Source organism: Nocardia sp. NRRL S-836 (assembly GCF_001279525.1).
Classification (GTDB): Bacteria; Actinomycetota; Actinomycetes; order Mycobacteriales; family Pseudonocardiaceae; genus Lentzea.
Genome location: NZ_LGDY01000111.1, coordinates 49,180 through 76,030, shown reverse-complemented (window position 1 = coordinate 76,030; position 26,851 = coordinate 49,180). Strand labels below are relative to the sequence as shown.

The following is a 26,851-nucleotide window of genomic DNA, read 5'->3' as shown; positions in this document are numbered from 1 at the left end:
CCGACGGCACCCCGCTCACCGCCCTCACCGGCCATAACGCTTCGGTGCTGGCGGTGGCGTGCACCGAAATCGACGGCCGACCCATCGCCATCACCGGCGCCAGCGACGGGACGGTGCGGATGTGGGACCTCACCGACCGCACCCAGCTCACCACCCTCACCGGCCACAGCAATTTGGTGCAAGCGGTGGCGTGCACCGAAATCGACGGCCGACCCATCGCGATCACCGGCGGCTTCGACCACACGCTGCGCGTCTGGGACCTCACCGACGGCACCCTGCGCGCCTCCCTCTCCGGCTACACCGGCACGGTGACCGCGGTGGCGTGCACCGAAATCGACGGCCGACCCATCGCCATCACCGGCGGCAGCGACGAGACGCGGGTCTGGGACCTCACCGACGGCACCCCGCTCACCACCCTCATCGGACACACCGGCCAGGTGCTGGCCGTGGCATGCACCGAAATCGACGGCCGACCCATCGCCATCACCGGCGGTAGCGACGACATGGTGCGAGTGTGGGACCTGATCTCAGGTGTCAACGAAGCGCTGTTCCGGCAGAACGGCCTCGGTGCTGTAGCCATCGGACCTAGCGCGGAGGTGGTCACCTGCATGGGATGGGATGTCGCAGTCAACCATCGCATCGAACGACACGTTACTTGACCGGCTGCGTTCGCCATCCTCCTCCTGCGTGGCCGCGCCTTGGTGCCTCCACGGAATTGCAGTGGCGGCCGCGCCGGCCATCATGGTCTCCGGCGCCGCGCGGTCCAGGCAGGTCGCGGCTGCCCTCGGCGAGTACGTCGAAGGCAACGAGGTAGATGGTGATGCCGCCCTCGGCCACTCCCCCGGCCGGCAGAACGCCTGCTTCAAGCAGATCGACGTCTGGTCGCCGCTGACAGCCACGCGGCCGTCGCGGCCCAAGCCGAGGCAGTCAAACTGGAACACCAGGCGTCGGCACGCCGGGCGGAAGATGCCGGGAAACAGTTCAAGCGGTGGCTGCGGGCCTGGAGATGTCGGCAGGAGATGCTCAACCGAGTCCTGGTCGACGGGCAGACCGCACGTGAACTCACGGCCGCGAGGAAAGACGCCTCGCGAGTGGCCCCGTCACCTGGCGTGAGTCTGGCCGGCTCTTGCCACGTCGACGGCGAGGTTCCCCGCACCAGCGTGGGTGCGGGGGCTCCTGTGTGGACGAAGGTTTAGTGTTCGCGGCCCAGAAGGATGTGCGGGTAGCCGAGGTTGACCTGCTCTCCGAGGTCGACGTTCAGGCTGGTGAGGAACGTGTCGAGCCGTGCGAAGGCGTCCTGCGGGTCGAGTGCGTCCCCCTTGAACTCGAACTCGACGAAGTTACCGGCGTCGGCGACGGTGTCGATGGCGATCTCGACGTCGGGCACCCGCCACTTCTCACGGGTCTTGTCGACCGTCACCAATGGCGTGAAGTTGAGCGCGCCGAGCAGGCGCCGGACTGCCTAGACGTCACCGATCGGCGACTCGTACTCGTCGGCGTGCGGGCCTGGGGCCTCGTCGAGGTGCCAGAGCTTGTAGTTGATCGAGCTGCCGCGGTCCTCGGTGCGGATGCGCAGCCACTCGGTGATGGCGTCGGGCGCGAGGAAGTCGCGGTGCGGCGCGTTGTAGTAGGCGTCGACCTGCCGGGACGGTTCGTAGGCCTTGGCGTCGATCTCGACGAGCCGGGTGCGCAGTGCTTGCGCGTTGGGCAGTGCGAACTTCTTCTCGACTTCGATGTACTTCACGGGCGGCCTTCCGTGTTGATGTCGGGGTGGAGCAGCGTGCGGATCTCGGTGATCTCGTCGTCGATGAGCGGGTCACCGAGGCACGTGATGTCGGTGCGGATCTGTCCAGGGTTGCGGAAGCTCACGAGCACAATCGAGTCGGGTGCGTGTTGCAGCGCGTAGCGCAGCGCGACGCGGGCCGTCCTGGGTCGCCCGCGACCAGGCTCCACTTCGCTACGACTTCGATCCGACCACCGGAGCGCCCGTCTGGGACGCCGACGTCGCCTGAGCGTGGGTGCGCTACCGGGTGGGAAAGGCTCCGCAGCCCCGTCAGCGGAGCAAGGCCGCGACACCGACGCCGACCGAGTGCAGCACCAGCTCGACACCCTCGACAACGCCACAACCATGAGCGGATCAACCTGACCGGAACCGGTTGTGTTTCGGTATGACGAGCCCGAGCCCGAGCTCGGCCCGGTAGCGGGTGCCCGCGGGTTCTGACGACGGATCCGGAGCCCAGAAGACGTCGACTTCCGCGGCTCGTGACGATCCTGATCGTGTCTCCGGACCGTCTTGCCGGCGCGCGGGAAGCATGTCCTTCTCGATGTCACGCGGGCTTCTCCTGCCGCAACCGACATCAGCCACGACGGACAGCCCGACCTATGCTTTCGCCGTGACATCGCTTCGAGACCGTGCCATCAGCGTGATCCAGGAGTACATCACCGGGCAGGTCGGTGACGACGCCGATCCGGACGTCGTTCGCGGTCAAGCCGTGGAGCTGGCTGACAGGTTGATCGACGCGAGGGTGCTGCCCGCCGTTGTGGTCGATGCCACGGACTCGGCGGACTGACGAGGAGCTCGCGGTTCGGCGGGCAGTTCCAGTTGCAGGACGCTGGCCCACTCGGTCAACCGCAGCCCGGTACCGTAGAGCCCGTCGACGAACGCGCAGTCGCGCTGGCTGTTGCGGTCGCGCCATCCTTCGGCCTCTTGGCCGCAGAGGTTCATTCCCAAGCAGGCCGGCGTCGACCCAGCGGGTATACCCGGCTGGATCCAGCCGCTTCACGTCGCTGCATATGAAGCCGGATACGGGCGGTACCTGCGCAGCGCCGGTGCGATGACGACGAACTCGTCGCCTGTCTGCCTGCTTGGCGCGCTGCTGTGCGGTGTCGGCGGGCAGCAGCGACTCGTGGAATTCGTTGCCGCGCTCGGGGAAAGATGGCGGCGCCGATGGATGCCAGTACGCCCGCCGGTTCGACCGTGCTGGATGTACCGCTCACCTCCGGGAAGCTGGCTGGCCTGGCGGTTGTCGCCGTTGCGCACACCGCCGCCGCAGTGGTCTCGGGAACGAACGCGAGCGCGGTCAAAGGCCCACGCGCTCCATGGGCACCCGGCTCCCCGGCACTGGACAAGGAGTGGACACGCGGGAGCATCGCTGGAGCCGGGAAGCAGCCGCTCCTCAGGAATGCCGGGGTCCCGGGCTCCCGCCGGCCAGGATCGCATCCGGTGGCAGCCCGTCCCTGAGCATCGGTAGCAGCTTGGAGTCTTTGCTCATCAACACTGCGGCCGCGCCGGTGCGCTGCTGCACCCGCCTGCAGAAACGCGGCGCGAGAGGGACGCCGAGGTACGCGTCAGCTCTCGGCCCGTACACGACCCTCGTGCCGACCCCGCACCACGCCGCAGCCCGCACCTGGCCGTCCGCCCAGACGAAACCCTCCACGTACACCCCGCCCGGAGTCCGAACAGCCTCGCTGGCGGCGACACTGAACGCGATCTGCTCGACGAGCCGTGAGTCCGGGCCGGCCATCCACCACCGGCCGAGATCGAGCACCAAGCCCTCCATGCTCGCGTGCGCCCAAGCCGCGTCCTCGACGAGCGTCCGGAACGGCGCCTCCGCCTCGCCGAGCGCCGCTGAGAGCCGCTCCTCCTCCACCACGCCATGATGCGGGAAGGCCGGGTGTATCGCGCTTCGGCGCGGCGTACCAGGTGCCACTCAGACGTGCAGTTGATCGGCTCGTTCGATGTGTCTCCCGGCCACCAGGCGCCTGGCTGCACCCCGGCCAGGTCCGCTCCCGACCAAGTGCGCGGCCATGACGCCGGGCCATGACGTCTACGTGACGGCGTGATGATCGTGCACGCCCAAGCGCGCAAGCACGGCGGAGGCCAGGAACGTGCCACCGTCGAGCGGGATCCCTCGCTTCAACAACGCTCACGCCGTTTCTGTCGCCGCAACCACACGCAATCCACCCACAGTCTTGCGCCATCCGAGTGAAAAAACCTCGCGTCGTTTCTGCAGGAAGTGACGCCGCGCCACCCAAACGGCCCAAATTTCAGTCCGGCGTGATCGGCTCAGAAGGGCCGCCCCACCTTGCAGGCATGAGATTTCACGCGCCCTGAGCTGCGCCTATCCGACCGGAAGCGGCGCAATGGAGAGGCCAGTCGAGGACATCGGGCGAACACCGCTGGTTTCTCTCACATATGCGCGAACCGGTTAGAGTCTTCTCGATCGGATCGGCCTAGCGCGAACTGATCCTCCTCACCTGACCGGCACCCGTCACGACGGATCCGGTGACGGGTGAACCGAGCCCCTCCGGGGCTCGACCGAACCGGGGAGGAGGTGGTGTTCGATGCCCCGTGGCAGATCCGTACAGGGACCTTCCGACGAGGAATCCCGCGAGGAGAAGCTGGCGAGGACCTGCGACCGAGCGGCCTTCGTGATGGACGGGCTCACCGTGGTGAGTCCCTTCTTGACCGACAAGGGCCCAGTGATCGCGATGATCACCAGGCTCCTTGCGTGGGGTCTCCGCTTCGTTGCTGATGAGGCGCGCGGTCGGTAGTCCCTGTTCCGGCGGCCGGGGAGTCGCACACGGGTGTAGCAGCACCCGCGGCTTCCTGGCCGTTCGGTTGTGGCCGCAGACTGCACATTACGGCGTTCCTATGTACATATCCGTGCCGCAACCGTAGCCGCTGAAATGGCGGTTGTTCAACTTCTGCGCGCAAGTTCACGAACTCGGCGCAGGGTCCTGACCTTCGCAAACGGACGTCGCCGACCACGTCGTCGATAAGACTCCCAGGTCAGCGGCTCTGCTGAACACCACCCGGACGGACCGAGCGCAGGGCGTGCCAGCCGCTACCAGAGCAAGCTCGATACCGGATCTGCTCAATCAGATGGTCCAGGCACTTGGCAGTGCGATGTCGGCTCCGGTCCGGTCGAGCATGGGGCCGACACCGCGGCGTCGGCCCCATGCTGGTCCAGCTCTGCGATCCCGGCGACGTGGGCGTCTCCGTCCGTGCCGCGGGTGATCGTGACCGCGCCGTAGATGTGCCGGACCACGGGGCGGGCAGGGCCGAGGGCGAGCTGCGCGAACACCACCGGCGTGCCGACGCCGCCATGGCCGGCGTCGAGCTCAGCCTGGTCAAAGCGCACGAGCGCGCCGGGCGGCCCGTCGTCCCCGCGGTCGTCCATGAGCAGCAGCGTGACCTGCTGCTCGGCCTCCAGGCGCACCTCGCGGTCGCGGCCGCCGTCCGGTAACCGGGCCAGCACGGTGCCGGGCGGCCATCGACGGCGTCGCGTGCCGGCCTGCGCGCAGTCCGTTCTGTGTGGCGAGCTTGGCTCGTGCTCGCGCTTGTCCTGCTGCTCGGGCCCGTCCTCGGATGGCGCTGCGCATCCGGATCGATCGCAGGCCAACCAGACCGTGGCCGGACAGGACCTTGCTCCGGCTCGTGACGCTCCTCGACCGGCATGATCCCGAAACTCGCCATGGGCGGTGACGACGCCGCAGCCAAGACCCACATCGACTCGGCCGCGAACTCTGACCGGGGTCAACCGCGGACCGAGACTCGGTCTCGGTGTGAAGCTTTGGACCAGCCACCGACGCATCGACCGTGAGTGCAGGTGCGGCGCGAGGGTCGCGACGTGAGGTCGTCACGGTGCCGGTCCGGACCGGGGCAGGTCCGTAGCAGCGCTGAAGTCAGAGGTGCTGTAGCCAGTGCCGCCACGCGGCGTGCGTGAAGGCGAGCTCCGGGCCGAGGTTCTTCGAGTCCCGCACGCCGACGTGTGGAGAGGAGAACGCGACTTCGACGCAGTTGGTGCCGCCGCCGCCGTTGCTGCTGCCGCTCCTGGTGCTCTTGCGCCAGGTGGCAGTGGAGAAGTCAGGGCTGGTCATGTCCGGGCCCCTCCTGATTCTCGGTCACCGCGAGCTTCCGGGGTGAGCTGTTCGATGATGTCGTCGATGAGACTGATCGTCTCATTTTCCGGCAGTGCCAGGTCATAGAGCGTGTCGAAGGTCTTGCTGCAGCCCGCGACGTCGTCGGGATCTTCCAGATAGAGGCTGCCGCCTCTGCCGTCGGTGTAGCCGCGGTCGGGGAAGTCGGGGTTGGCGAAGCTCAGCAGGGCGAACCAGCCCGCGTGACCGGGGTGGATACCGACTGACCGGGGGATCACCCGCAGGTCGAGGCGACCAGAGCGCACCATGTCGATCAGATGCCGCAGCTGCCCGATCCAGACCTCGGCCGGCGCGACCTTGCGCCGCAGCACGTCTTCGTCCAGCACGACGACCAGTTCCTGCTCGGCGTTCTGACGAGCCATCCGCGCGTGGACTCGCGTGGCGACCTCGTCGGGGGTGAGCGTCGGTTCCATCGCCTTGATCAAGGCCTCGGCGAAGCCCGCGGTCTGGCACTGCGCGGGCACGAGCAGCGGCTCCCAGATGCATTGTTTGTCCGCGTCCATCTCCGCGGCCGCGAACTCGGTCAGGTTCTCCGGCAATCCAGGACGGCGCTGCGGCCACCCCCGCTTCGCCACGCGAGCCCACCGCTTGAGTTTGGCCAGTTCGCCTGGGTCGGCGTTGCGGTAGACGGCGAACAGCTCGTCGAGCTCGTCGGGCAGGACGCGCGCCTGGTTGTTCTCGATCTTGCTGAGCTTGGACACCGACCACCTGTTACCGGTATTCAGCGCCTGCAGAAGGGCGACGGCGTTGGGCTGCGTCATGCCGGCGGGGCGCAGCTGCTTTACCCGCTTTGCCAGCCTTTTGCGCACATCCGACGGTACGTCGTGCTGAGTCACCCGCGTCTCCCTCCCATCCTTCGAGCGCACCTTACGGCGTGTTGATCTCGGCCGCTGTTACCCCATCGGAGTGAGTGACTCGAAAATTTCGAAGAAGAAACTTGCGAGTTCAGTGACTTTCACTCCAGTCTGACATGGTCGGCGACGGCACGAGCAGGACCGGCGAAGCGAGAGGACCTCTGTGATCAGCAGCAGCGCGACTGGGCCGATATCGGCACTGATCGGCGTGGAATCGTCAGTCCCGTGCGTCGACGCCGTGAACCGGCCGCGTGCGCTGAGCGTGATCCGGCGGGAGGGCGGTGTCGCACTGGTCCTGCCGCCGGGCGGAGGCGCGACGCTCACTCCAGCCGCGGCGCGCACGTTGAGTGAGGCGTTGCGGTGCACGTTGCCGCACACGTGTGATGGTGTCGCACAGCTCGCACAGGCCGGTGCCTGATGACCGTCCCCGACCTGTTCGGCGACCTCGCCGACCAGCATGCCGTGCTCGAGCGGATGGTGCGCCACGGCGACGACGAGAGCGTGCTCAGCGTGATGCGGGTCAACGGCCCCGCACTTCTGGCTGCCTACGAGGCGCTGCTCGCCCCGCACCAGCCCGACGAGCGCGGTCGCTGCACCACGTGCCGGCGCCACTGGCGCAATCGCCTGCGCCGTCCTCGCTTCCCCTGCCGCGTGGTGCTCGCCGCCCACCAGGCACACCAAGGCATCGCGGCGATTCCGTCCCAGCCCGCTGAACGCAGCGGCTGATCGGCACAGCGCTGATCGGCACGGCGACTGATCGGCAGGATGCGCCGTCTCACGCCGCAGATCGTTGCTCACTCTCCGTACGACTCCGGCAGTGTTTCGGTAGCGTCTTGTGAGCACGCAGCGAGGCCGTGAGGCCGCAGATCTCGACCGCTGCCCGCACGTCGTGTCGCGTCACCGCGGCAAGCCCGAACTAGCCGGAAGGCCCCCCACTGCACATGACCGCCGACATGACCACCCACGCAGACCTGTTGCGTCACACTCTCGTCGACACGCTCGCCCAGAACCTGACCCGCCGCGGCCTGACCCTGTTTCCCGACGTCGAACGGGCTCTGCGCACCGTGCCGCGTGACAAGTTCGTGCCCGAGGTCGAACTGGAACGGGCCTACGCTGACACCGCGGTGGTGACCAAGCGACGCGAGGACGGCACGGGCCTGAGCTCGGTGTCCGCACCGAACATGATTACGGACATGCTGTTGCAGGCTCACGGCACGCGCGGCTTGGCGGGAGCGCACGTGCTGGAGATCGGCAGCGGTGGTTACAACGCCGCGCTGTTGCGCGAGCTGGTGGGCGAATCCGGCAGTGTCACCACGGTCGACATCGACTCGGAGGTGACCGACCGCGCACGCCGGTGCCTGGACGCCGCCGGCTACCACGACGTCGCTGTGGTGTGCGCGGACGCCGAGTACGAGATCGAGGCCGGCCGCCGCTACGACCTGATCATCGTCACCGTCGGCGCCTGGGACATCCCGCCGGCGTGGATCGGGCAGTTGACCGACAGCGGTGTCCTGGTGGTCCCGCTGCGCACCCACGGCACCACGCGATCGTGGGAACTGCGGCGCACCGGCGACCAGCTGATCAGCCTCAGCAACATGCTCGCCGGATTCGTGCCCATGCAGGGAGCAGGCCAGCGCGAAGGCTGGAGCGTCGCCCTGCACGAGCAGGTCACCCTGTGGCTCAACGAGATCTACCAGCAGCAGTTCGACGGCACGCACCTGGACGGCGTGCTCGCTCACGAGCGCCGCGAGGCGGGCACCGGTGTGATCGTGCCCGGCGGCAGGCGTTCGGCGGACCTCGACCTGTGGCTGGCCACCCACCTGCCGGACTTCGCGATGATGATCTCGCAGCAATCGGCGGTCACGAGCGGGCTGGTCAGCCCGGCGTCGCCGTTCGGCACTCCCGCCCTCGCGCACGACTCCAGCCTGGCCTACCGCGGACGCCTGAAGGCGTTGAGCGACACCGAGTTCGAGCACATCGTCTATGGCCACGGTCCCGACGCCGAGCAGGTGGTCCAGCAGATGGCGGAGCAGATCCGCGCCTGGGATGCCGCCGGCCGACCAGCCCCCACGCTTCACGTGACGCCGATCGACGCACCTGAGCACGACCTCCCGCACGGGCAGGTGCTCACGAAGCGGCACAGCCGCCTGGTGTTCGCGTGGAACTGAAAGACCCGCTCCCTGCGGCACGGCCGGCCTCGACAGCGCCGACGTTGCCCGGGACCTCATGGAAGGAATCTCTGTGAACGGCAACAACGATTACGCGCTGAACATCACCCTGGTGGACGCGGGCGCGTCGCCCACGGCACCGACCGGGGACTGCACCGACGACAACTGCGGCTCCGGCAACACCGGCAGCGAAGCGTGCGTGACCAACGGCTGATCCCCGGCGCGCTCTCGACGGCCCGGTTCCCGCACGGGAGCCGGGCTCCATCCGCTTACGGGGAAGGGAGAGCCTGGTGCAGCGCTCCTACGAGGTGCTGGACGCGGCGCTGATCAGAGCCACGACGATCCCGAGCGGCATCGACCTGCCGCCATGGCCGGACCTGGACGGCGAGGACGTCACGGCATGGACCGACTGGCTGCGCCGGCTCTGGCGCATCGAGGAGTTCGCGGCCGCGGTGCACCACGCGTCACCGGTGCTCTCCACCGAAGTCCGCAAGGTGATCGATTCGCCGGACCGTCCGCGCGCGGCACCGCGGGACCTGCGCAGGGTGATCGACGCCGTCGCGCGGTATCTGCTGCGGTGGCAAAGCCGCGCCACCCCCTACGGCCGGTTCGCAGGGGTCGCGCCCGCGCGGCTCGCCGAGCGTGCCTCGGTCAGCTGGGGACCCGGCCACCAGGTGCTGCTGCGGCCGGACGCGCTCGCGCTGCACAACCAGATCCGTGCGCTGGAAACGCGGCTTCCGTTGCTGCGCAACGCCACCGTGGTCACCAACAATCTGGGATTCGCCCGCGGGTCCCGCTGGATCGTCCCCGCCGCGGCGACGTCGACGGCCGGGACCGGCGAATCGCTGTGCGACGTCGAAGTAGAGCTGACCGCACCGGTGCGGCTGGCAATCGAGTCCGGCCGCAAGCCAGTGCCCTTCGCCGAGCTCGTCGCGACCATCGCCGCCACCGACCCGGACGCGGACCTTCTCGCCATCGAGACGATGCTGGCCGGACTCGTCGCCCACAGCGTGCTGGTCTCCTCGATCCGGCCGCCGATGACCACAATCGACCCCACCGCCCACCTCGCCCGCGTCACCGGCGACACCCCCGGCGTCGCGTCGCCGCCCGCAGCGGTGCTCCGGCTCGACTGCGCCGTCTCCTTGCCCGGCACGGTACTGCGCGAAGCCGAGCACGCCGCCTCGCTGCTGGCCCGCATCGCCCCGCCGGTGAGCGGCTGGGCGTCCTATCACCAGGACTTCCTCGATCGCTACGGCCCTCGCACCGCGGTGCCTGTGCGGGACGTGGTCAGCGGATCAGGGCTGGGCTACCCCGCCGGCTACCGGGGATCGCACCGCCGTAACCCGCACGAGATCGGCACACGCGCCACCACCCTGCTCGCACTCGCCCAGCGCGCGGCCCTGCACCGCCAGCACGAAGTCGTCCTGGACGACGCACTGCTCGCCCGCCTGACCGGCGAACAACAACGACAACCGGTGCCGCACACCGAACTGCGCTTCCACCTCGCCGCCCCGGCACCGGCCGATCTCGACCGCGGCGCCTTCACCCTGTGGGTCAGCGGCGCCGCCCGGCACGCCGGGGTGACCGCGGGCCGTTTCCTGCAGCTGCTCGACCCGGCCGAACACGAGCGGTTCCAGCGCGCCTACAGCCACCTGCCCCCGCAGCTGCCGGGCGCCCTCACCGCCCAGATCTCCGTACCACCGCTGATCCCGAGGATGACCGCCGTCGCCCGAGTGCCCGCGATCCTGCCGATCCTGCCGCTGGGAGAGCACCACGACAGCACGGCCTGCGGCGAACGCATCGAGGTCGACGACCTCGCCGTGGTCGCCGACGCTCACCGCATGTGGCTGGTGTCGATATCACGCGACCGGCCCGTCGAGCCGCTGCTGCTCAACGCCGTCGACCTGGCCGGCGGGCAGCAGCCGCTGGCCCGCTTCCTCACCGAGATCTCCACCGCACTGTGCGCTCCATGCCGCCCGATCAGCTGGGGAAAGCTGGCCCGGCACCTGCCCTTCCTGCCGCGGCTACGGCACGGACGATCGATCCTGCACCCGGCGCGCTGGCTCGTGCAGGCCGCCGACCTGCCGCCGAGCACGGCATCACCTCGCGAGTGGCGCGCGGGCTGGGCCCTACTGCGCGGCACCTACCGCGTCCCGGCACAGGTGCTGCTGGGAGCCACCGACACCCGGCTGCGCCTGGACCTCGACGAACCTGCCCATCTGACGCTGCTGCGCCGCCACCTCACCCGTCACACCACGGCGATCCTGACCGAGCCCGGCGACCCCGCGGGCTGGCTGGACGGCCGTGCCCACGAAGTAACGCTGACGCTGGGCCGCACCCCAGCCGCGCATCCAGCCGCGCGGCCGGCGCAGCGGGCAGCGAGGGCGAGCACCATCGCGCACCGGCCCGGCCTGTCACGGTGGCTGTACGCCAAGCTGCACGGACGAGTCGACGACATCCTCCAGCACCTCCCCGCACTCGGTGACGCCTACAGCCCGGCCTCGTGGTTCCTGCGCTACCACGACCCCTCACCCCACCTGCGGCTACGGCTGTCCCTGCGCGACGAGACCCACTTCGCGGGCACCGCCCGCCAGCTGGCCCAGTGGGCCGACCAGCTCCGCGACGCCGGCGTGCTCGCCGCCTACACCCTCGACACCTACCGGCCCGAACCCCGATTCGGCACCGGTCCCGCACTGGCCGCCGCCGAGGCCGTGTTCGCCGCCGACTCCCGCACCGTGCTCGCCCACCTGCACCACGACCCGGTCGTGCGCACCGCCGCCGGCATGATCACCATCGCCGAAAGCTTCGCCGCCGACGGTCTCACCTGGCTACTCGGCCACGTCGACCACCGCAGCCACGGCGCGGCAGACCGTGCCGCGCGCCACCGCGACACCGTCATCGACCTCGCGCGCAGCCGCCGCGACACCGAACTGCGGGCCGCGCTCGCGCGCTACCGCACCCTGGCCGAAGCCGACGGCCTCAACCTCGACCAGGTGCTGGCAGACCTGCTGCACCTGCACCACGCCCGCTCCATCGGCCCCGACCTCACCTGCGAGCGGTCCTGCCTGCGGCTGGCCCGCACCGCCGCCCAGACCATGCTGCGGCGGCATCCGTCATGAGCGCCGGCCAGTGCCTCAGCGGCGGCGCGGCCGGGATCGCGCTCCTGCGACTCGAACAAGCACACACCGGCACCGCCAGCTGGACCGCCGCGCACACCGCGCTGCAGCAGGCCACCGCCGACCCGGTGAGCTGCGCGGTGGACACCAGCCTGTACTACGGAGCCCCGGCGCTGTCGTTCCTCCTGCACGCCGCCGGCGACCACCCCGGCCACCGCTACGACAGGGAGGTCGTCGACAGGGCGACCACCACCATCACCCGGACCCGGCTCGCACAGGCCCACGATCGCATCGACCGGCACCGCCGACCGGCGATCACCGAATACGACCTCATCAGCGGACTGACCGGGCTCGGGGTCGTCGCCCGCCGCAGCGGCAACCACGACCTGCTCCGCGACATCCTCGAGTACCTCGTGCGGCTGACCGAGCCACTCGACGGCCTGCCCGGCTGGTGGACCCTGCACAGCCACCAGCGCACCAAGCCCGCGCCCGCAGGCGGCCACTCCAACCACGGCATGGCACACGGCATCACCGGACCGCTCACTCTGCTGGCCCTCGCACACCTCGACGGCATCCACGTCAGCGGCCAGACCACCGCCATCACCCGGATCTGCGACTGGCTCGACACGTGGGAGCAACACCGCGACGGCCGCGGCCGCTGGTGGCCCAAGACCATCACCCTCGCCGAGCTCGACACCGCACAGCCCGTCCAGACACACCCGCACCAGCCCTCCTGGTGCTACGGCACCCCCGGCATCGCCCGCGCACTGCACGCCGCCGCGCGAGCGATGAACGACCACCACCGCCAGCACACAGCCGAACAGGCCCTCGCCGACTGCCTCACCGACCCCGCCCAGCTCGGCCGACTCACCGACAGAAACCTCTGCCACGGCACCGGCGGCCTGCTGATCACCGCGCGCCGCATCGCCACCGACGCACACTGCCACCTGGACCTCTCCCCGGCGCTGGCATGCCATCAACGCACTCCCGCACCAGTCGACCAACCCCCCGGCTTCCTCACCGGCGCGGCCGGCACCACGCTGGCCGATTTAGCCACCACCGTCACCTCCTGGGACTCCTGCCTCCTGCTGAGCTGATCGAAAGGCCACCCATGCAGACCATGTGGACCCAGCGCAACCTCACGTTCCCCGGCACCAGCCCCGCTGCACGCGAGCACCACGCCGTCGCGCACCTCTCCCGTGTCCTCACAGAACTACGCGAGCGCGACCTGGCCCTGCAGTGGTGGTTCGTCCGCAAAGGTGCCTGGCGGATCCGCTACCACATCACCAAGCCAGCCGACCTCACCGACGATCCGGTGCACCCCGTCCTCACCGCGGGACTCGCCTGGACTCGTGACATCTACGAACCCGAGACCCACGCCTTCGGCGGTCCCCAGAGCATGGACCTGACCCACGAGCTCTTCTGCCAGGACAGCCGCTTCCTGCTGACCTACCTCGCTACCGAAGCGGCCGACCGGCGGGAACGCTCCCTCGTCCTGTTCACCGCGCTGATGCGCGCGGCAGAACTCGATCCCAACGAGCAAGGCGACGTCTGGGCACAAGTCGCCGACTACCGCCCCGCGGCGTCAACTAGTTCACGCGATCCGCAGACCTGGGTTGCCTTCACCGCACAAGTCGCGCACCTGCTGCGCGGAACAGCCCGCAGCGCCCTCGTCGACCCCGGCTGGCTCGCCGCGTACACCCACGCCGGGGACATGCTCAGAACCCTGCGGAAAGAAGGACTTCTCACCCGCGGCATCCGGGCAGTCATCGCCCTCCACATCATCTTCGCCTGGAACCGGCTCGGCCTGACGGCACCGACGCAGGCCGAACTCGCCACCGCAGCGAAGGAGGCCATCTTCGGCCCCACACCTTCAGACGGCGAGCGCGCCCGCGCAACCGCGGCCGCGTGCTCGCCGAGGACACGCCATGCCACCTCGCTACCAGGCGATCAACCTAGACGGCCATCACGCTAATCCGAGGTGTTGCGCTGCGAGCGCTCGCGAACTCCGAGGTCGTCGAGCTGATATGACGGCGTCGTGGGCCGCCCGGCGTTCCTTCGACAGCCGTGCGGCCTGCGAGGCTGAACCGGTCCTTGGGCGCCGGCTATCGGGTCTGAGCGGCGCTGGCGAGCAACTGCTTGCGGTTCACGTCCTCAGCGGCCAAGAACCTGAAACTGGTGTTCAGGTGTCAGCTCATCAAGGAAACGGGCATCACCGAACTGTCGGCGCTTCTCCACCAGCGCAGCGCCTTCATCCTCAGCGGCTAGCGGAACCCAAAATGCCGTGCACCGTGCCGGATTGTGATGAAGCCGGCCATGGCTGAAGCACCATCCAAAGCGGACAGACTCGTCGCGTCTCGCCAGCTTCGGGATGAGATCAGACACGTCGGGATCTTCTGCTCGGTGAATCTGACCCCCCACCTGCCATTATCGCAGGTGCCAGCTCTGCTAAGCCTCTCGTCGGACTGGTCCTGCCCGATCGAAGGATGCAACGGTCCAGAACAGGCTTGGTGGCAGTAGCGTCATCTCCCCTACGAACGAGCGGCTGGCGCCTGCGTTTCGGCCTGCCCCGCTTCAAACCGCAGCAACGTCGTCGCTACTGCGGCTACCGCCGAGTCGACGGCACCGACCGACGCCGCAGAGCCGTCGCGTCCAGCAAGCACGATCGCGCGAACCAACTCGCTCCGACCGTTGAAGGATTGAGAGAGCCGCACAAGGTAGCTCATCCCCCGGTCTCGCTGCCGAGCTTGTACCTCGTTGACGATCGCCTCTGCGGTCTGGCTGATATCGCCGTTGTAGAACGCATTCGCCAGCTCGCGGTAGGCCGAGTTGTATGCATCCTGGTCGAAGCCGTCGTTCATCGGAGGACCACCACAGCTCGAAGAGACGAGGTCAGTCAAGACGCTACAACCCACCAGCTGGACTGTCTCGAGGACCTCTGCTCGACTCGTCGGGTCGTGCTCACGAGTTGGCGTTCGTCTGGTGATCAAAGCGGTACGCGTGCAAAGCTCGCACTACGACAGGGAACGTCCAGATCGGACCGCAGTGGCGTCGACGGTCAAGTCCTCGCGATGCCGGGCGCCTGCGAGTACCCGGCGATTCTTCGGTGCGCCCCCGGGCAGGACGCGCTCCGCGTGCAGAACGCGTCCATCGTCCAGGAGCTGCGGTCAGGCTTTGACGAACGACTCGGCGAAGATCGGCACCACCGAGGTCAGCTGGGCTTCGGCCGCCGCCTTGGTCTGGCCGGACGCCACCACGACGGTGATGAGCGTGCCGCGACCCATCATCGCGTGGCAGGACCACGGAACCTGTTCCGGATCCCGATTTGCTTCGCAGTGCGCGAAGAAGTCGTCCACGCCGTCCGGCTTGGCGACCGCCTTGGTCTGTTCGGCACGGTCTTTCGCACAGCTGTTGAGTCTGGTCTGCACTGCCCCCACCAGCGTGGCCGCCGTGCGGTCGGACATGGCGTGGACGCGCTGGAACAAGCTCACCCGGCCCGTCCAGACGCGGGTCCGGGCGACCGAGGTACCGTCGACGCGCATCTCGCTGCTTCCGCAGAGCGTGGTGACGATCTCGCCGTCCGCGCCAGGCTCGTTGTCGCTGGCCGGCGTGCTCTGCCTCAACTGGCCGCCGAGCGCGTCGAACGCGCCGGGTGGGGCGATCGCCGCCTTCGCGCGCTGGTCCAGTTCCGCCGGAGTCGGCGGCACAGTGGTCGTCGTGGTGGTCGCGGCCGGCGGCGCGGCCACCGGCTCACCACCGCAGGCCGTGGTCAGTACGGCCACCACCGCGACGGCAGCACAAATACGCACATTCACGTTTGTTCCCCCAGGCTTCGCGTGTCCGGAGGCAGCGTAGCCGGACCCCGCCACAGGCCCTGGGGGCGGTCGCCGACGCGATCCAGCACACGGTGCGCGGCTATCGCCTCGTCGCCCGCTGGGGTGGCGAGGAGTTCGCGGTGCCGCTGGCCGGCGTTGACGCCGACATGATCGGCCGACCGCAGCGCGGATCCGCGGCCACGATCCGCAGCGGCACAGCAGCGACCGCAGCCGCTTACCGCCGATCGCGCTTCACCGCGCCCAGATCAGCGGTGACCCGGCAGGCAGTGCGGGCTCCGGTGGCCTCGGCCAGCTCGGCATGGAGCTGTTCCTGATCGACAACGCCGCGCACCGCAAGCAGTGGTGCGCGATCCCGCTGGCGATCGAGCGGCGCTTGGTGCCGGCCGACGCGCGGCCGGGGATGCTGGCCGACAAGCTGTCGGACTATCTGTTCGCGCGGTCGACCGGACACATCGGGTCACTGATGACGCTGATCAACTGCGGCTGCCAGCGCGCCGTGCGCACCGGCACCGAACGCATGGATCAGGCAGTGCTTGACGGCGTGAAGAGTGACGCCGCGGCGGAGAACGGTCGCCGCGAGCTCGGGGCCGCGTTCGCGGCGCGCCGCTTGAGCACCCGATCGGCTGGCGCGACATCGGCGGGCCGGCGTAGGCCAAAGGCCTCACCGGCTGGCAGCTGCTGGCGGTACAGAGCCTGTTCCTCGACTCGATCGTCCCGCAGCACGACAAGGAGGAGGACAAGACCTGGTACGACAACGGCCAGCACCGCGGCCGCGCGATGCGCGACGCCGGCGTCGCCCGCACCATCACCGCCTTCGACGTACTCGTGGAACCCGACCAGCCTGGCAGTTCCAGGTAGCGGGTGACCACGTGTGCGGCTGGGACGGCTATGCCGGGACCGGAGTGAAGCCGTACTCCCGCAGGACGCGTCCGTTCCGCGCGTCGTCCCATGCCGGGGCGAGGAAGTCCAGCGCGTCGGCCGGCAGGTCATCGGGGTCGGCCCAGACCAGGTCGGTGCACTTGTGCGGTTCGCGGATCTGCGGTGTGCCGTCCCACGCGTTCGTGGTGAAGAAGATGTCCACGCGGGGTTCCTGGGAGTTGCGGAACATCGTGCCGCCCGGCCGCAGGGCGGCCGGGTCGAGGGTGATGCCGAGTTCCTCGGCGACTTCGCGCACGGCGCATCCGGTGGGGGTCTCGCCGAGGTCGACGTGGCCGGCGGGCAGCCCCAGCTGCCCGTCGGCGTAGCCGCTGCCGGCGCGGCGCATCAGCAGGATCTTCCCGTGCTGGACAAGGAAGACGTGCACGGCCAGCGGGTAGCGGTCGTGTTTGGTGTCGAACACGTACTGCGGCGCTGCGTTGTGCGGCACAGAGTTATCCTCAGCTGGCCGTGGCGAGGGCTTGGGGCTCGACACTGCGGGATCCGTCGACGTACACAGTAATGCCCTTGCAGCCGAGCTCGAACGCGGTGGCGTAGGTGTCGTAGACGTCGATGGCGCGGGCGGTGCCGGGCAGGTTGACGGTCTTGGACACGGCCTCGTCGACGCAGGCCTGCACGGCGGCGGCCATCGCCAGGTGCCCGGCCGGGCTGATCTGGGTGGCGGTGGCCAGCAGCGCCCGCAGGTGTGCGGGCAGGGTCGGGTCGGCGGGCAGCCGGCCGTGGGTGTCGACGAACCCGAGCACGTCGGTCCGCCCGGCCTGCTGCAGCGCGAAGACGACCCCGGTGCGCCGGTGGCCGGGCTGCTCGCCCGACAGCCGGAACAGGGGCTCGATCCCGGTCGACGCGCCGACCACCGGGGCGGACCGCCCGGTCGGCGGCACGGCGATGGTGGAGGAGTTGCGCAGCATCCCGGTCTGGGCGATCTCGGCGGCCAGGGCGTCCCAGTCGCGGCGGGTCACGGTGGTGGCGCCGAGCTCGGCGAAGCGCCGCAGGAACGCGGGCTGCGCGTAGCGGGACCGGCCGCCGCCGACTGCGGGGCAGGCGCCGCGGTGGCGGGCGAGCTCGGCGGAGGCGAGTTTCGAGGTGTAGTTGACCAGGGCGAGGACCTCCTGGGTCAGCCGCCGGGCCTCGGCGCTGTCGTACGGGAGGCCGGCGGCCAGCAGCAGGTCGGCCAGCCCGCACACCCCGACGCCAATCTTGCGTTTGACGCCCATGACCCTCGCGGACAGCGGGTTGGGGTAGTGGGCGAGGCTGGCTTCGATCGCGTCGTCGAGCGCCCGGACCAGGGTGCGGGTCGTGTCCGCGAGGGCGTCCAGGTCGACCGGGATGGTGCCGCTGCCGGTGTGGAAGCGGCCTAGGTTGAGGTAGCCGAACTGGCAGGTCTCCCCGGCCACGAGACCGACCTCCGCGCACGGTGCGGTGGAGACGTAGGCGCCCACCTCCGGCGTCGGGTTGCCGTCGTTCATTCGATCGGCGAACAGCAACCCCGGATCGGCGCAGGCGTGCGCGGCCTCGGCCGCGGCGATCAGCAGGTCCCGTTCCCGTCCGGCCCTGGCGAGCGCGGTGCGCATCTGGGCGTCGGTGACGTGCAGGGAGATGTTGAACTTCCACTGCTCGCCGCGGGTGTCGGCGCCGACCTTGCAGCCGATGAACTCCGCGGCGCGCGGGTGGTCCAGCGACAGGATCGCCATGTTGCCGACCGGCCGGTCCTCGGCGCCGGACTTCGCGCCAGCCACGGCGATGTCGTTGAGGTGACGCAGCACGCCGACCGGGTCGTCGAGGCCGTCGAGGGTGAACCCGGTGCCCATCCCGGCCTGGTGGTAGCCGTCCACGATCGTCTTGACCTCGGCGAGGTCGCCGTGCAGGTCGACCGGCGGGACCGCGCACGCGGCCAGCGGCCGATCGTGGTGGCGGCCTGCGTTGGTCATGATCGGGGTGGAGAACACGATCCGTTCGGTGTCCATCGCCCAGCCGAGCCGCTCGCCGAAGGCCTCGGCTCCGGCCGGGTCGAACCGGGCGTCGGCCTGTTCGAGCGCGGTGACGATGCGGGTCACCATGTCCTGCGCGGTCTCGTCGTCGGAGATCATCCGGCCGGTGCGCAGATAGCTCTCGCGGTGCGGGGTGGTGGGGAACGTCGAGCGATACATTGCGTCCTCGTCTCCCGTGATCAGGTGTGCTGGGAGATCGAGAACACCGCGCCGGCCGGGTGTGCCTCTAGGCTGAGGGGTGACTCACGGTGCGTTCACGCACACTCACGGTCCACCAATCTCGTTTGTGCTGGAGGCGGCGATGACGACGGGAACGACCGGACCCGGCACCCCGGCCGAGCAGCCCACCGTTACGCATAGTTCCGAGGACGCGGATGCGGGCGGTGCGGTGAACGTGTTCGCGGCCGAGCTCGAACGCTGGCGCGACGTGCGCGGCTTCTCCCGCGCCGCCCTGGCCAAGGCCATGGGCTACGACCGCTCGTACGTGTCCAAGGTGCTCTCCGGCGCCGAGCGGCCCTCCGAGGCGTTCGCCGGGCACGCGGAGTCCGCGCTGCGGGCCGGCGGCGCTCTGCGCACCGCGTTCCGCGACCTCGAGTCCCACCGCCCAGCCCGCACCCGGCCACCGGCACCGCCGATGGTCGATCTTCAGGCGGGGACCGGTGGCCTGCTGGTCGACCACGATGACGCGACGCTGCGCTACGACGACGGCGTCTACCGGCTCACCCAGCGCCGCCGCCTGGTCAACCACGGCAGCGAGCCGATCAGCCGCTACCTGATCCGCATTTCCGTCGACCGCTATCCCGGTGATCCGGAGCGATCCAACCAGCTCTACAGCGAGAACCCGCTGACCTGGGACGAGCTCAACCTGCACGCCTGGCACGGCCGCGGCCGCACCAACCCGATGGACTGGACCGCTCACCACGACCGCGACGCGTTCAAGGAAGTCTGGTTGCTCTTCGCCGGCGAGCACGGGCACTTCCCGCTGTATCCGGGCGAGGCGTGCTGGATCGAGTACGAGTACACCGTGAGCGAGACGCACTGGGGCAACTGGTTCCAGCGCGCCGTGCGGCTGCCCACCCGCACCCTGTCGGTGTGCCTGGATTTTCCCGCCGACCTCGCGGCCTCGGTCTGGGGCCTGCACACCTCGATGACCGCGCAGGCCATGCCGTTCGCCACCGCCATCACCCGCGCCGACAGCGGCGACCGGCACACCTTCTCCTGGTCCTGCGAGGACCCGCCGCTACATGCCCGCTACCGGCTCGAATGGGACTTCCGCGGACGCGCCACCCGAGGCGGTGCTCCTGCCGCGCCCAGCGACGTCATGGCCGCGCTCGGCATCGTGCAGGACAGCGACCCCGCGCTGCGCCATGTCGCCCGCCGGTTCGACCTCCCGGCCGAGGCCGAGGACGCCCGCCGCGTGGTGACCGAGCTCCACTCCGCCGCCGAGCGCGTCGCCCAGGCACACACCTTCGGCAAGGGCATGGGCATCGCCGCGCCCCAGATCGGCATCGACAGGGCCGCCGCCATCGTGCGCACCCTTGACGGCGAGACGATCACCCTGTTCAACCCGACCATCATCGAGTCCGCCGGCGAGGTCGACGAGCAGTACGAGGGCTGCCTGTCGTTCTTCGACGTCCGCGGTCAGGTCCCCTGCGCGCACGTCGTCCACGTCGAGCACACCACCATCGACGGCGACACGAAGATCACCGTCTTCTATCGCGGTGTCGCCCGGCTCGTCCGCCACGAAGTCGACCACCTGCACGGCCTGCTGTACACCGACCGGATGCGCGACGGCGTCGAACCGATCCCGGTCGAGCAGTACCGCGGCACCGGCACGACCTGGAAATACTGACCCGAGTCCGGCACGCCGGGCAGGCCTACCGGCGGGTTCACCGATCAGGTGGTCGCCGCCGTGCCGGCGGCGCCGACGAGGAGCATGGGCACCGACCCCACGAAGTAGATGGTGATGCCTGCGGCGGCGGGGCCGCGAGGCGTGCTGGTCAGGGCACCGAAGTCGAGCCGGCCCGCGCGCAGGGCGACGATCTCGCCGTCGAGCACGACATCGCCGAGCACACGCGCGGCGGTGAGCAGTTCGGGAAACCGCGAGGTGAGGTCGGTGCCGTGCCGTGGCTGCAGCACACCGTCGCCGGTGAACAGCAGGCCGCGCCAGCCGTCGTACTTGGGCTCGAAGCGCCCCGGCGCCGGTGTCAGCGATGCGCCTGCGCATCCGACCCCGGCCGCAGGTCCACATCCACTTCCCCACACTTCGCGCCCGCAGTCGGCTGCACAGCGGCCGAACCCCACGCGGACGAGCCGGACGTGGTCGTGCCCGCGTTCACGCCGGTGCCGGCCTGGGACGAGAACCCGATCAACCAGCCCTTCCTCAACCCCACCGCAATTAGCGCTACAGCCGCACCCTGCGGGGGTGTGAGGCGAACGGCCGTCTTCCTGCGGCCGGCGTCGTTGCGGGAGACGTTCTCCGCGCCGGGGAGCGTGCCGCCGACGTCGGCCGGGGTGATGCGCCGCAGCTGCGGCTGGGCCAACTCTCGGGGCCGAGCCCATCGCTGGATTCCCTCCTCCGCCAGGCCCTTCGCCTCCAGCAGAGTTCGCAGGTTCTTCTCGCTGATCAGCCGCTGCTCATCCAGCCACCCGCGCAGCGTCGAAGCGCTCATGTCGATCGCCTCGGCCAGCCCGACTGGCCCTTGACCCGCTCAGACGGCGTCCGCTGGAATCCAGGCACTCCGCCGGCCACGGCGTCCGGTGGCGTCGACGGCCCGGCCGGCTCCGGCGTGCCGTTGATCTCCGTCGTGACCGGCAGTCTGAGTCAGCACCGCCTGGACACGACACCGGCTGAAGGCGGGATGAGCTGCCGACCGCGCTTCACCGTGCCCTGATCAGCGGTGACCGGCAGGCAGCGGGACCCAGGGGCCTCGGCCGTCTCCCGGTCAAGAGACGGTGCGCTCCACAGCGGGGGGTGTCACCTGTCGTTGTCCTTCACGTCCTCCTGGCGCTTCAAGCGCGCTGGAGAAGTTCGTCGTGCGCCGCGCCGGGGCTCAGCTGCAACGTCACCTTGGTCTGCGCGCCGGTGAGCCAGGCGACGGCTTGGGCATAGCCGCGCCGGTGACAGTAGGCGCTGGCGACGTAGCCGAGCAGGATGCTGCCTTTCATCGTCCAGAACAGGTCGCCGACGAGTTCGGTTCGCTGGTGGTGGCGTCGAGTGCGATTGTGGAGCGGAAGTTCGTCTCGATGAACTCGAGCATCGCCTCGTGCGTGTCCGCGGCCGCGAGCACGTCTTTCGACAGTCCGTCACGCTGGTCGCGGCGGCCTCCTTCTCGTCGAGGGCCGGTCGTCCATGGCCCGGCTCGCCACGAACGCCTCCGCGAGCACTGCCTGCCTACATCCAGGACCCGATGGTGACCTCGTCAACTCGTGCCGACGCGGCCAGGGCCGTGCAGTACTGCGCGGATGAGGTAATCCATGGTGAGGGCAGCCGCGTGTCGAACTGACGAGCGGTCACGTCGATGACGACATCGTCATGGGTCAACGCCGCTTGGTGGACGAAGACTATGGTCCGCGAGCGGCGCACAGCCCAGCCGACGACGGCGGTGGACTCCGCGGCGTACCCGGCGGCCTGCAGGACCGTCACCACGCGGGAGTCCACACCAGACAGTCCCCGTCGACCGGCTGGCACGGGATGTCGAGCGTGGCGAGCAGCGAGCTGACTATGTTCACATCGGCAGGTCTGCCGCCGCGCGTCCCGTCGATCACGTCTGGATCGTAGCCACGCGCGCAGACGCGATGGGACTGGTCAGAGGGGTGAGTCGAGGAGGAGTGGTAAACGCCGCAACCGTGAACTTCGCCGTGTGGTACGGGCGAACGGAGCACAAGATGATCACCGAGTGCGCCCAACAGCACCGCTCCTGCGACGAGTGACCGACTCGTTCGCTGCCGCACCTCCAAAATCACCCGTGTGTAGTCGGAGAACGGTCGGCCAGGCCGTCACGCTTGGAGTTTCTCCACGACGAGCGGCCTGGCCGGCTCTCACCGAACCGAGCATCGGCTCCGCGGCCGATCACTCGGCCACCGCACACGCCGTACCTCACGGCCCCGAGCGTCGACGCGATGTTCGGACGCCTGCGTCACGTCAAGGCGGGCCTCCGCTTCAGGCGATCGCACTGGTTCAGTACCGGTCGCGAGAGACGCGAACGTGGTGCCGGCCCTGGGTGGCGCTAGCGCTCATCCAGCGACCGTCTCACGCAGCGCGCTGTCGAGATCGGCAGCGTCAATGCCGAGTTCCGGCACGCATTCCGGGATGAACATCTTGCTCGTGTACAGCTCCCCGTAGTGGGCGAAGTCCAGCCCGGAATCGACACCGCGCAGCCTGTCCCTGTAGCCGTTGAACTGCATGAACCGACGGAACACCGGTCCCGGCAGGGAGCGGATCGCGTCGGGGTCCGGGTGGCCGGCGAATCGGGACAGACGAGAGACGAGCTGGTGCCAGGTCATGTTCGCCTGCGCCACGGGGTAGTCCCCGTCGAGTTGGGTGTTCAAGGCAGTGCATGTCGCGGTGCCGATCGCGGCGGCGGAGACGAGGGCGGTCCCGCCTGGAGGTGCCATCAGGGGCAGGTTGCTAGTGCCGTTGAGCCACGGGATCATGTACTCGAACTGGTTGGGTCGGTTCGGAGTACGGCCGAAGACGTACGGAATCTCCAGGACCGCGACGGAACAGCCGGGGCCCGCTGCCGCCCGCGCCTGGATCGCTTGGTCGGCGCGGCTGGCGATGTAGGGGTGCCGCTCGGGCAGCTTCAGTTCGGGGTATTGCCGGTGCAGGGTCATGTTGTACGAGCCGTGGATCACGGCGCTGGTGATCCCGCTTTTGCGAGCCGCGCGCATCATCCGCTCGACGGCGTCGACGTTGTGGTGCCGGAAGTAGGTGTTGCTCGGCGGAGGTACCTCGGCCCGGCTGTCGACGCCGGCGGCGAACACGAGCGCTTCGTGCCCGTCGAGGATCGGTAACCAGTCCTCGTGCGACAGAGCGCTCGCATCGCCCTGGTGGAAGACCACCCCGCTGGGCAGGTCTGCGGCAGGGCTGCGTGCCACGACGCTGACCTCGTGGCCCTCGCGGAGGCAGGCGTCGACCACGTGCCTTCCGGTGTAGCCGGTGCCGCCGATGACGATCGTCTTCACGCTGTTCCTCCGTGCGTTCGCGGGCCGTCAGCTCGTCGCTGCGCCGCTGCTGATTGATGCTCGGACAAGTTCAGGGGTCCGGGCCCGGATCTCCGCCACGATCGGCGATGTACCTGCGCGGCCAACCTCTTCCCACCAGCGCAGCTCCGCTGCGATGCCCTTCTCCCGCACCAGGCGTGACGCCTCGTCCGCGGTCGCGAGCTCGACGCGGACATCCGTGCCCAGGCGGGCGACCTCGAACCCGGCCTCCAGACAGGCACGCTCGACGACGGCGTCGAGCACGGGGCCGCTGAGGCCCTGCGCGTGGCCCAGCTCGCGGGCCAGCGCGCGGGTGCCGTGCGGGATACGCAGTCGTTGGCGGCCTTCCCACAACTCGACGATGCGATCCAGGGCCTGGCGCTTGGCGCGGCGCACGTGCAGGAAGTCTTTCCACGCCGAGGACGGCGGCGGATCGACGGCGATGACGGGAAAGATGGCGTACATGCGGCGGTGCAGCGGGTACAGCCTGCGGCGCGCCTGGTTGGCGTGTGCCCACACGACGAGGCGGCTGTTCCTGATCCACAGGCTCAGCGCGGTGGCGCTGAGGCCGAGCATGGTCAGCAGGCCCGCGATACCTTTGATCGGGGTTTCCGCGAGGTTCTGCGTCCAGGCCGGGACAACGCCGAACAGCAGCGCGATGTTGTAGCCGACCGAGTGCAGGACCATCAACAGGGCGCCGATCTGGCCCAGCGCGTTGGTGTTGAGCCCCATCGCGAGCCAGCGGGTACCCTTGGACCTTTTCACCCACCGCCATCCCAGACGGCACACGACCACGTTCATCGTGCCGGAGAAGCCCATCGACAACATGTAGGCGACGGCGGCGAACGGGTCTCCCGGTCCGCCGGCCTGGTACCGCCCGGCGGGCGTGATGTCGTAGTCGCTCGCGGAGGGGTTCATCGCGAACAAGGTGATGACGGCGGCGGTCAACGCCGCGTAGATCAGCCATTCTCGCCGGGCGATGCGGATCGCGGTAGCGCGTCGCTCCACGGAGAACAGGTAGAACATGTGCACGCAGATCACGGTGGCGTTGCCCAGCGTCATGGCCACCGGCCAGTTGATCCACATGCCGTCGATGTGCAGCAGAGTGGTGAACGGCGGCATCGCCGAGGCGTAGGACACCGTAGCCAGCACCGCGGCACCCAGCAGTGACCGTTTGGCGGGCAAGGACGGGTCATCGGGTCGAGATCTGACCCGGCGTAGGTGGGCGACCAGCGCCAGCGCTGACCACACCATGCCGAAGCCTGTCACCAGCACAAACCACATCGCGCTCCCCCCGGGTGTGTTGAGTTGTGGTGCTGCTAGATGTCGGCCAGCGCTCCCCCGAGCGACTTGACACCGTGCGGATCGTCCGCGTGTGGTGCGAGCTGCAGGGTGTCGCGGCCCCGGAACCGATGCAGCAGCTCGCGTGCGAATCGCTCGGCTTCGTTTTCGCGTGGTGAGGCGAAGGTGCTGCGGCACAGGACATGGTCCAGGACGACGTGGCCTAGGAAGCGGTGGCCCACCTCGTGCAGGATGACGTCTTGCTGATGGGACAGACCGCCGCGGCTGTCGTAGTAGATCGTGATCGAATGCTCGGACTCGATCAGCGCGCCGGTGAAGTCGGCGTCGGACAGGTCTTGTGGTGCGACTTCCTCGCTCAAAGGACGACAGCGCACCGGTTTGCCGAACTCCTGGCTGAGCGAGCGTGCGAACTCGTCCAAGTCCCACGGCACCGGAATCGGGACCCGTGTGGCGAAGTCGGCAGCCCGCTTCTCGATTGCTCGGCGATCAAGCACGTCGTCGGTGTGGTCGTGGCTCATTTTTCACTGACCTGCCTTGCCGGGCGCCGGGTGGAAGCCGGAGTTCTCGCGCAGGTCGTCGTCCAACTCGAGATGGGTCTTGATCAGCTTGGCCAACGCTCGTGCACTGGCCCGGTTGGTGAAACCTGCGTGGCCGCCGTCGGACTCCAAGGTCCTCAGCGCGACACCGAGCAGGCCGCGCTTCTCGTTCTTCGCCTGCCGCACGAGATCGAGGAGTTCTTCGTCGCGCTGATCGGGACCGTCCTGGTCGTCGGCGTAGAGGTAGCTGAGCTTCTGGCCGAAGAAGGCCGCGAGGTTGCGCAGCACAGGAACGGGGACGTCGTTGTCGGTGATCTCGCCGCTGCGCAGCCCGCGCACGCGCCAGGTCTTCTCCCCGATCGCCTCCGCAACCTCTTCCTCGGTATAGGGGCGCTGTTCCTGCGTCGAGTGCACGTGCTCGAACAGCCAGTTCAACCGCTCGCACACTGGCCGGGAGCTGTCCGGCATCTCACCTCTGTGCGGACTCGACGGATTCACCGGAGGTTCGGTGAGTTCGCCGTCCCGGAATCGGCGGAGGTCGACCTCGTAGCGGATCGAAGCCTCGATGCGTGCCGCTTCAGCCGCGTCGCTGAGGAAGTAGGCCGCCGGAACGCCGAAGAAGGAGGCGATCCCCTCCAGCACGTCCTTCGTCGGGTTGGGCCTCGTGCCCTTCTTCAGCTGGCCGACATAGCTTTCCGAGACGCCCAGGTGCACAGCCAGGTCCTTCGCGAAGTAGGGCCTGGTGTCGCGGTACGGCTTTCCTTCGACCGTCGGCTTGATCGTCTTGAACAGCCACGTGATCTGACCGTGCAGCGTTCGAGGTTGCGCGTTGGACGCGCGCTCGTCCTCGCTCATGTGTCCCCCACCGACACCCCAGTTGAACCACGACGGCGTTCTGCGCCGTTCCCCAGCCGCGTCGAGGTTAACTCAGACGCCATCGGCGCAGTCAACTTTTGACGCTTGCGGT

General features: G+C 69.1%; 32 protein-coding genes and 1 pseudogene. 13 read left to right on the top strand and 20 right to left on the bottom strand.

Annotated elements, in window-relative coordinates; genetic code table 11:
• On the top strand, nt 1-659 hold a 659-nt coding region (locus ADL03_RS27015), incomplete at its 5' end, for a WD40 repeat domain-containing protein (RefSeq protein WP_369809030.1).
• Nucleotides 660-1,192: 533 nt separating this feature from the next.
• On the opposite strand, the pseudogene cyaB reads toward ADL03_RS27015, so the two are convergent.
• Together cyaB and ADL03_RS50290 are read right to left on the bottom strand one after the other, a co-directional pair.
• Nucleotides 1,193-1,744 (bottom strand): annotated as a pseudogene (cyaB, locus tag ADL03_RS49805) (class IV adenylate cyclase).
• The gene (locus tag ADL03_RS50290) at nt 1,741-1,869 is read right to left on the bottom strand and encodes a hypothetical protein (protein ID WP_255353411.1); all 129 of its coding nucleotides are present in this window, start codon (nt 1,867-1,869) and stop codon (nt 1,741-1,743) included. The pseudogene cyaB and the gene ADL03_RS50290 overlap by 4 nt, the downstream one beginning before the upstream one ends.
• A 524-nt stretch (nt 1,870-2,393) precedes the next feature.
• Between ADL03_RS50290 and ADL03_RS47435 the strand changes: the two genes are divergently transcribed.
• Complete coding sequence (locus ADL03_RS47435) at nt 2,394-2,570, top strand: hypothetical protein (RefSeq protein WP_157529311.1); 177 nt, start codon at nt 2,394-2,396, stop codon at nt 2,568-2,570.
• 606 nt (nt 2,571-3,176) lie between these two features.
• Here ADL03_RS47435 and ADL03_RS26990 read toward each other — a convergent pair.
• Nucleotides 3,177-3,650, bottom strand: a complete 474-nt coding sequence (locus tag ADL03_RS26990) for a hypothetical protein (RefSeq protein ID WP_157529309.1) — start codon at nt 3,648-3,650, stop codon at nt 3,177-3,179.
• Between the two features lie 1,311 nt (nt 3,651-4,961).
• On the opposite strand from ADL03_RS26990, the gene ADL03_RS26980 reads away from it, so the two are divergent.
• Complete coding sequence (locus ADL03_RS26980; protein ID WP_053736353.1) at nt 4,962-5,249, top strand: hypothetical protein; 288 nt, start codon at nt 4,962-4,964, stop codon at nt 5,247-5,249.
• 439 nt (nt 5,250-5,688) lie between these two features.
• Here the strand turns inward: ADL03_RS26980 and ADL03_RS26975 are convergent, their stop codons facing one another.
• Entirely contained in the window at nt 5,689-5,883 is a 195-nt protein-coding gene (locus tag ADL03_RS26975) for a DUF397 domain-containing protein (RefSeq protein ID WP_053736352.1), read from the bottom strand.
• The gene (locus ADL03_RS26970) at nt 5,880-6,779 is read right to left on the bottom strand and encodes a DUF5753 domain-containing protein (RefSeq protein WP_157529307.1); all 900 of its coding nucleotides are present in this window, start codon (nt 6,777-6,779) and stop codon (nt 5,880-5,882) included. The genes ADL03_RS26975 and ADL03_RS26970 overlap by 4 nt, the downstream gene beginning before the upstream one ends.
• 226 nt (nt 6,780-7,005) lie before the next feature.
• Between ADL03_RS26970 and ADL03_RS26965 the strand changes: the two genes are divergently transcribed.
• The 7 genes from ADL03_RS26965 (at nt 7,006) to ADL03_RS26940 (ending at nt 14,056) form a co-directional block, all read left to right on the top strand.
• Nucleotides 7,006-7,215, top strand: coding sequence for a hypothetical protein (locus ADL03_RS26965; protein ID WP_157529305.1), 210 nt, complete (start codon nt 7,006-7,008; stop codon nt 7,213-7,215).
• Nucleotides 7,215-7,523 carry a hypothetical protein gene (locus tag ADL03_RS26960; RefSeq protein ID WP_053736349.1) on the top strand — a complete coding sequence of 103 codons (309 nt, stop codon included), beginning with the start codon at nt 7,215-7,217 and terminating at the stop codon, nt 7,521-7,523. Before ADL03_RS26965 ends, ADL03_RS26960 begins: the two co-directional genes overlap by 1 nt.
• Nucleotides 7,524-7,750: 227 nt before the next feature.
• Nucleotides 7,751-8,965: a methyltransferase, FxLD system gene (gene fxlM / locus ADL03_RS26955; protein ID WP_197288685.1), complete on the top strand. Its 1,215-nt coding sequence runs from the start codon at nt 7,751-7,753 to the stop codon at nt 8,963-8,965.
• 73 nt (nt 8,966-9,038) lie between these two features.
• Nucleotides 9,039-9,179, top strand: a complete 141-nt coding sequence (locus ADL03_RS47430; protein ID WP_197288684.1) for a hypothetical protein — start codon at nt 9,039-9,041, stop codon at nt 9,177-9,179.
• A 76-nt stretch (nt 9,180-9,255) separates the two neighbouring features.
• Complete coding sequence (locus tag ADL03_RS26950; protein ID WP_082373508.1) at nt 9,256-12,084, top strand: lantibiotic dehydratase; 2,829 nt, start codon at nt 9,256-9,258, stop codon at nt 12,082-12,084.
• Nucleotides 12,081-13,178: a lanthionine synthetase C family protein gene (locus tag ADL03_RS26945; protein ID WP_053736347.1), complete on the top strand. Its 1,098-nt coding sequence runs from the start codon at nt 12,081-12,083 to the stop codon at nt 13,176-13,178. The genes ADL03_RS26950 and ADL03_RS26945 overlap by 4 nt, the downstream gene beginning before the upstream one ends.
• 14 nt (nt 13,179-13,192) lie before the next feature.
• Nucleotides 13,193-14,056, top strand: a complete 864-nt coding sequence (locus tag ADL03_RS26940) for a thiopeptide-type bacteriocin biosynthesis protein (protein ID WP_063798720.1) — start codon at nt 13,193-13,195, stop codon at nt 14,054-14,056.
• 179 nt (nt 14,057-14,235) lie between these two features.
• On the opposite strand, the gene ADL03_RS47425 is transcribed toward ADL03_RS26940, so the two are convergent.
• The 3 genes from ADL03_RS47425 to ADL03_RS48775 form a co-directional block, all read right to left on the bottom strand.
• On the bottom strand, nt 14,236-14,466 hold the full coding sequence (locus ADL03_RS47425; RefSeq protein WP_157529301.1) for a hypothetical protein: 231 nt from the start codon (nt 14,464-14,466) through the stop codon (nt 14,236-14,238).
• Nucleotides 14,467-14,612: 146 nt separating this feature from the next.
• Nucleotides 14,613-14,942: a hypothetical protein gene (locus ADL03_RS26935; RefSeq protein ID WP_053736346.1), complete on the bottom strand. Its 330-nt coding sequence runs from the start codon at nt 14,940-14,942 to the stop codon at nt 14,613-14,615.
• A gap of 306 nt (nt 14,943-15,248) precedes the next feature.
• Nucleotides 15,249-15,950, bottom strand: coding sequence for a hypothetical protein (locus tag ADL03_RS48775; protein ID WP_197288683.1), 702 nt, complete (start codon nt 15,948-15,950; stop codon nt 15,249-15,251).
• Here ADL03_RS48775 and ADL03_RS50875 point away from each other — a divergent pair.
• On the top strand, nt 15,899-16,231 hold the full coding sequence (locus ADL03_RS50875) for a diguanylate cyclase domain-containing protein (protein WP_369809029.1): 333 nt from the start codon (nt 15,899-15,901) through the stop codon (nt 16,229-16,231). The two genes, ADL03_RS48775 and ADL03_RS50875, sit on opposite strands and share 52 nt — an antisense overlap.
• Nucleotides 16,216-16,782, top strand: coding sequence for a hypothetical protein (locus ADL03_RS47410; RefSeq protein ID WP_157529294.1), 567 nt, complete (start codon nt 16,216-16,218; stop codon nt 16,780-16,782). The genes ADL03_RS50875 and ADL03_RS47410 overlap by 16 nt, the downstream gene beginning before the upstream one ends.
• A gap of 21 nt (nt 16,783-16,803) precedes the next feature.
• Here ADL03_RS47410 and ADL03_RS26925 read toward each other — a convergent pair whose 3' ends face one another.
• A complete protein-coding gene (locus tag ADL03_RS26925) occupies nt 16,804-17,283 on the bottom strand; it encodes an NUDIX domain-containing protein (RefSeq protein ID WP_082373507.1) in 480 nt (159 codons plus the stop codon).
• A gap of 10 nt (nt 17,284-17,293) precedes the next feature.
• Nucleotides 17,294-19,000 carry a hypothetical protein gene (locus ADL03_RS26920; protein WP_053736344.1) on the bottom strand — a complete coding sequence of 569 codons (1,707 nt, stop codon included), beginning with the start codon at nt 18,998-19,000 and terminating at the stop codon, nt 17,294-17,296.
• A gap of 142 nt (nt 19,001-19,142) precedes the next feature.
• Between ADL03_RS26920 and ADL03_RS26915 the strand changes: the two genes are divergently transcribed.
• Nucleotides 19,143-20,693: a peptide deformylase gene (locus tag ADL03_RS26915; RefSeq protein WP_197288681.1), complete on the top strand. Its 1,551-nt coding sequence runs from the start codon at nt 19,143-19,145 to the stop codon at nt 20,691-20,693.
• Between the two features lie 44 nt (nt 20,694-20,737).
• Here the strand turns inward: ADL03_RS26915 and ADL03_RS26910 are convergent, their stop codons facing one another.
• From ADL03_RS26910 to ADL03_RS26880, 10 genes are all read right to left on the bottom strand, one after another.
• Nucleotides 20,738-20,980 (bottom strand): hypothetical protein, encoded by a 243-nt coding sequence (locus ADL03_RS26910; protein WP_053736342.1) that lies wholly within the window; start codon nt 20,978-20,980, stop codon nt 20,738-20,740.
• Between the two features lie 68 nt (nt 20,981-21,048).
• Nucleotides 21,049-21,513, bottom strand: coding sequence for a hypothetical protein (locus ADL03_RS26905; RefSeq protein WP_053736341.1), 465 nt, complete (start codon nt 21,511-21,513; stop codon nt 21,049-21,051).
• A gap of 340 nt (nt 21,514-21,853) precedes the next feature.
• On the bottom strand, nt 21,854-22,009 hold the full coding sequence (locus tag ADL03_RS47405; RefSeq protein WP_157529292.1) for a hypothetical protein: 156 nt from the start codon (nt 22,007-22,009) through the stop codon (nt 21,854-21,856).
• Nucleotides 22,006-22,131, bottom strand: a complete 126-nt coding sequence (locus ADL03_RS50285; RefSeq protein WP_255353410.1) for a hypothetical protein — start codon at nt 22,129-22,131, stop codon at nt 22,006-22,008. The genes ADL03_RS47405 and ADL03_RS50285 overlap by 4 nt, the downstream gene beginning before the upstream one ends.
• A 104-nt stretch (nt 22,132-22,235) precedes the next feature.
• Nucleotides 22,236-22,490 (bottom strand): hypothetical protein, encoded by a 255-nt coding sequence (locus tag ADL03_RS26900; protein WP_157529290.1) that lies wholly within the window; start codon nt 22,488-22,490, stop codon nt 22,236-22,238.
• On the bottom strand, nt 22,484-22,609 hold the full coding sequence (locus ADL03_RS50280; protein WP_255353409.1) for a hypothetical protein: 126 nt from the start codon (nt 22,607-22,609) through the stop codon (nt 22,484-22,486). Before ADL03_RS50280 ends, ADL03_RS26900 begins: the two co-directional genes overlap by 7 nt.
• A gap of 468 nt (nt 22,610-23,077) precedes the next feature.
• Entirely contained in the window at nt 23,078-24,028 is a 951-nt protein-coding gene (locus tag ADL03_RS26895) for an NAD(P)-dependent oxidoreductase (RefSeq protein ID WP_053736339.1), read from the bottom strand.
• A 27-nt stretch (nt 24,029-24,055) separates the two neighbouring features.
• Nucleotides 24,056-25,072, bottom strand: a complete 1,017-nt coding sequence (locus tag ADL03_RS26890) for a DUF6545 domain-containing protein (RefSeq protein WP_157529288.1) — start codon at nt 25,070-25,072, stop codon at nt 24,056-24,058.
• Between the two features lie 293 nt (nt 25,073-25,365).
• Nucleotides 25,366-25,866: an ImmA/IrrE family metallo-endopeptidase gene (locus ADL03_RS26885; RefSeq protein ID WP_053736337.1), complete on the bottom strand. Its 501-nt coding sequence runs from the start codon at nt 25,864-25,866 to the stop codon at nt 25,366-25,368.
• A gap of 3 nt (nt 25,867-25,869) precedes the next feature.
• Entirely contained in the window at nt 25,870-26,598 is a 729-nt protein-coding gene (locus ADL03_RS26880; RefSeq protein WP_197288680.1) for a helix-turn-helix domain-containing protein, read from the bottom strand.
• Nucleotides 26,599-26,851: the final 253 nt, after the last annotated feature.

Bases quoted from the DNA above. Each gene is read 5' to 3' on its own strand.
- ADL03_RS26945 (WP_053736347.1), top strand. From the start codon at position 12,081: ATGAGCGCCGGCCAGTGCCTCAGCGGCGGCGCGGCCGGGATCGCGCTC.
- ADL03_RS26980 (WP_053736353.1), top strand. From the start codon at position 4,962: ATGCTGGTCCAGCTCTGCGATCCCGGCGACGTGGGCGTCTCCGTCCGT.
- ADL03_RS26935 (WP_053736346.1), bottom strand. From the start codon at position 14,942: ATGAACGACGGCTTCGACCAGGATGCATACAACTCGGCCTACCGCGAG.
- ADL03_RS26885 (WP_053736337.1), bottom strand. From the start codon at position 25,866: ATGAGCCACGACCACACCGACGACGTGCTTGATCGCCGAGCAATCGAG.
- fxlM (WP_197288685.1), top strand. From the start codon at position 7,751: ATGACCACCCACGCAGACCTGTTGCGTCACACTCTCGTCGACACGCTC.
- ADL03_RS47410 (WP_157529294.1), top strand. From the start codon at position 16,216: ATGGAGCTGTTCCTGATCGACAACGCCGCGCACCGCAAGCAGTGGTGC.
- ADL03_RS26975 (WP_053736352.1), bottom strand. From the start codon at position 5,883: ATGACCAGCCCTGACTTCTCCACTGCCACCTGGCGCAAGAGCACCAGG.
- ADL03_RS26960 (WP_053736349.1), top strand. From the start codon at position 7,215: ATGACCGTCCCCGACCTGTTCGGCGACCTCGCCGACCAGCATGCCGTG.
- ADL03_RS26905 (WP_053736341.1), bottom strand. From the start codon at position 21,513: ATGAGCGCTTCGACGCTGCGCGGGTGGCTGGATGAGCAGCGGCTGATC.
- ADL03_RS26920 (WP_053736344.1), bottom strand. From the start codon at position 19,000: ATGTATCGCTCGACGTTCCCCACCACCCCGCACCGCGAGAGCTATCTG.
- ADL03_RS47405 (WP_157529292.1), bottom strand. From the start codon at position 22,009: ATGAAAGGCAGCATCCTGCTCGGCTACGTCGCCAGCGCCTACTGTCAC.
- ADL03_RS26940 (WP_063798720.1), top strand. From the start codon at position 13,193: ATGCAGACCATGTGGACCCAGCGCAACCTCACGTTCCCCGGCACCAGC.
- ADL03_RS26915 (WP_197288681.1), top strand. From the start codon at position 19,143: ATGACGACGGGAACGACCGGACCCGGCACCCCGGCCGAGCAGCCCACC.
- ADL03_RS26890 (WP_157529288.1), bottom strand. From the start codon at position 25,072: ATGTTCTACCTGTTCTCCGTGGAGCGACGCGCTACCGCGATCCGCATC.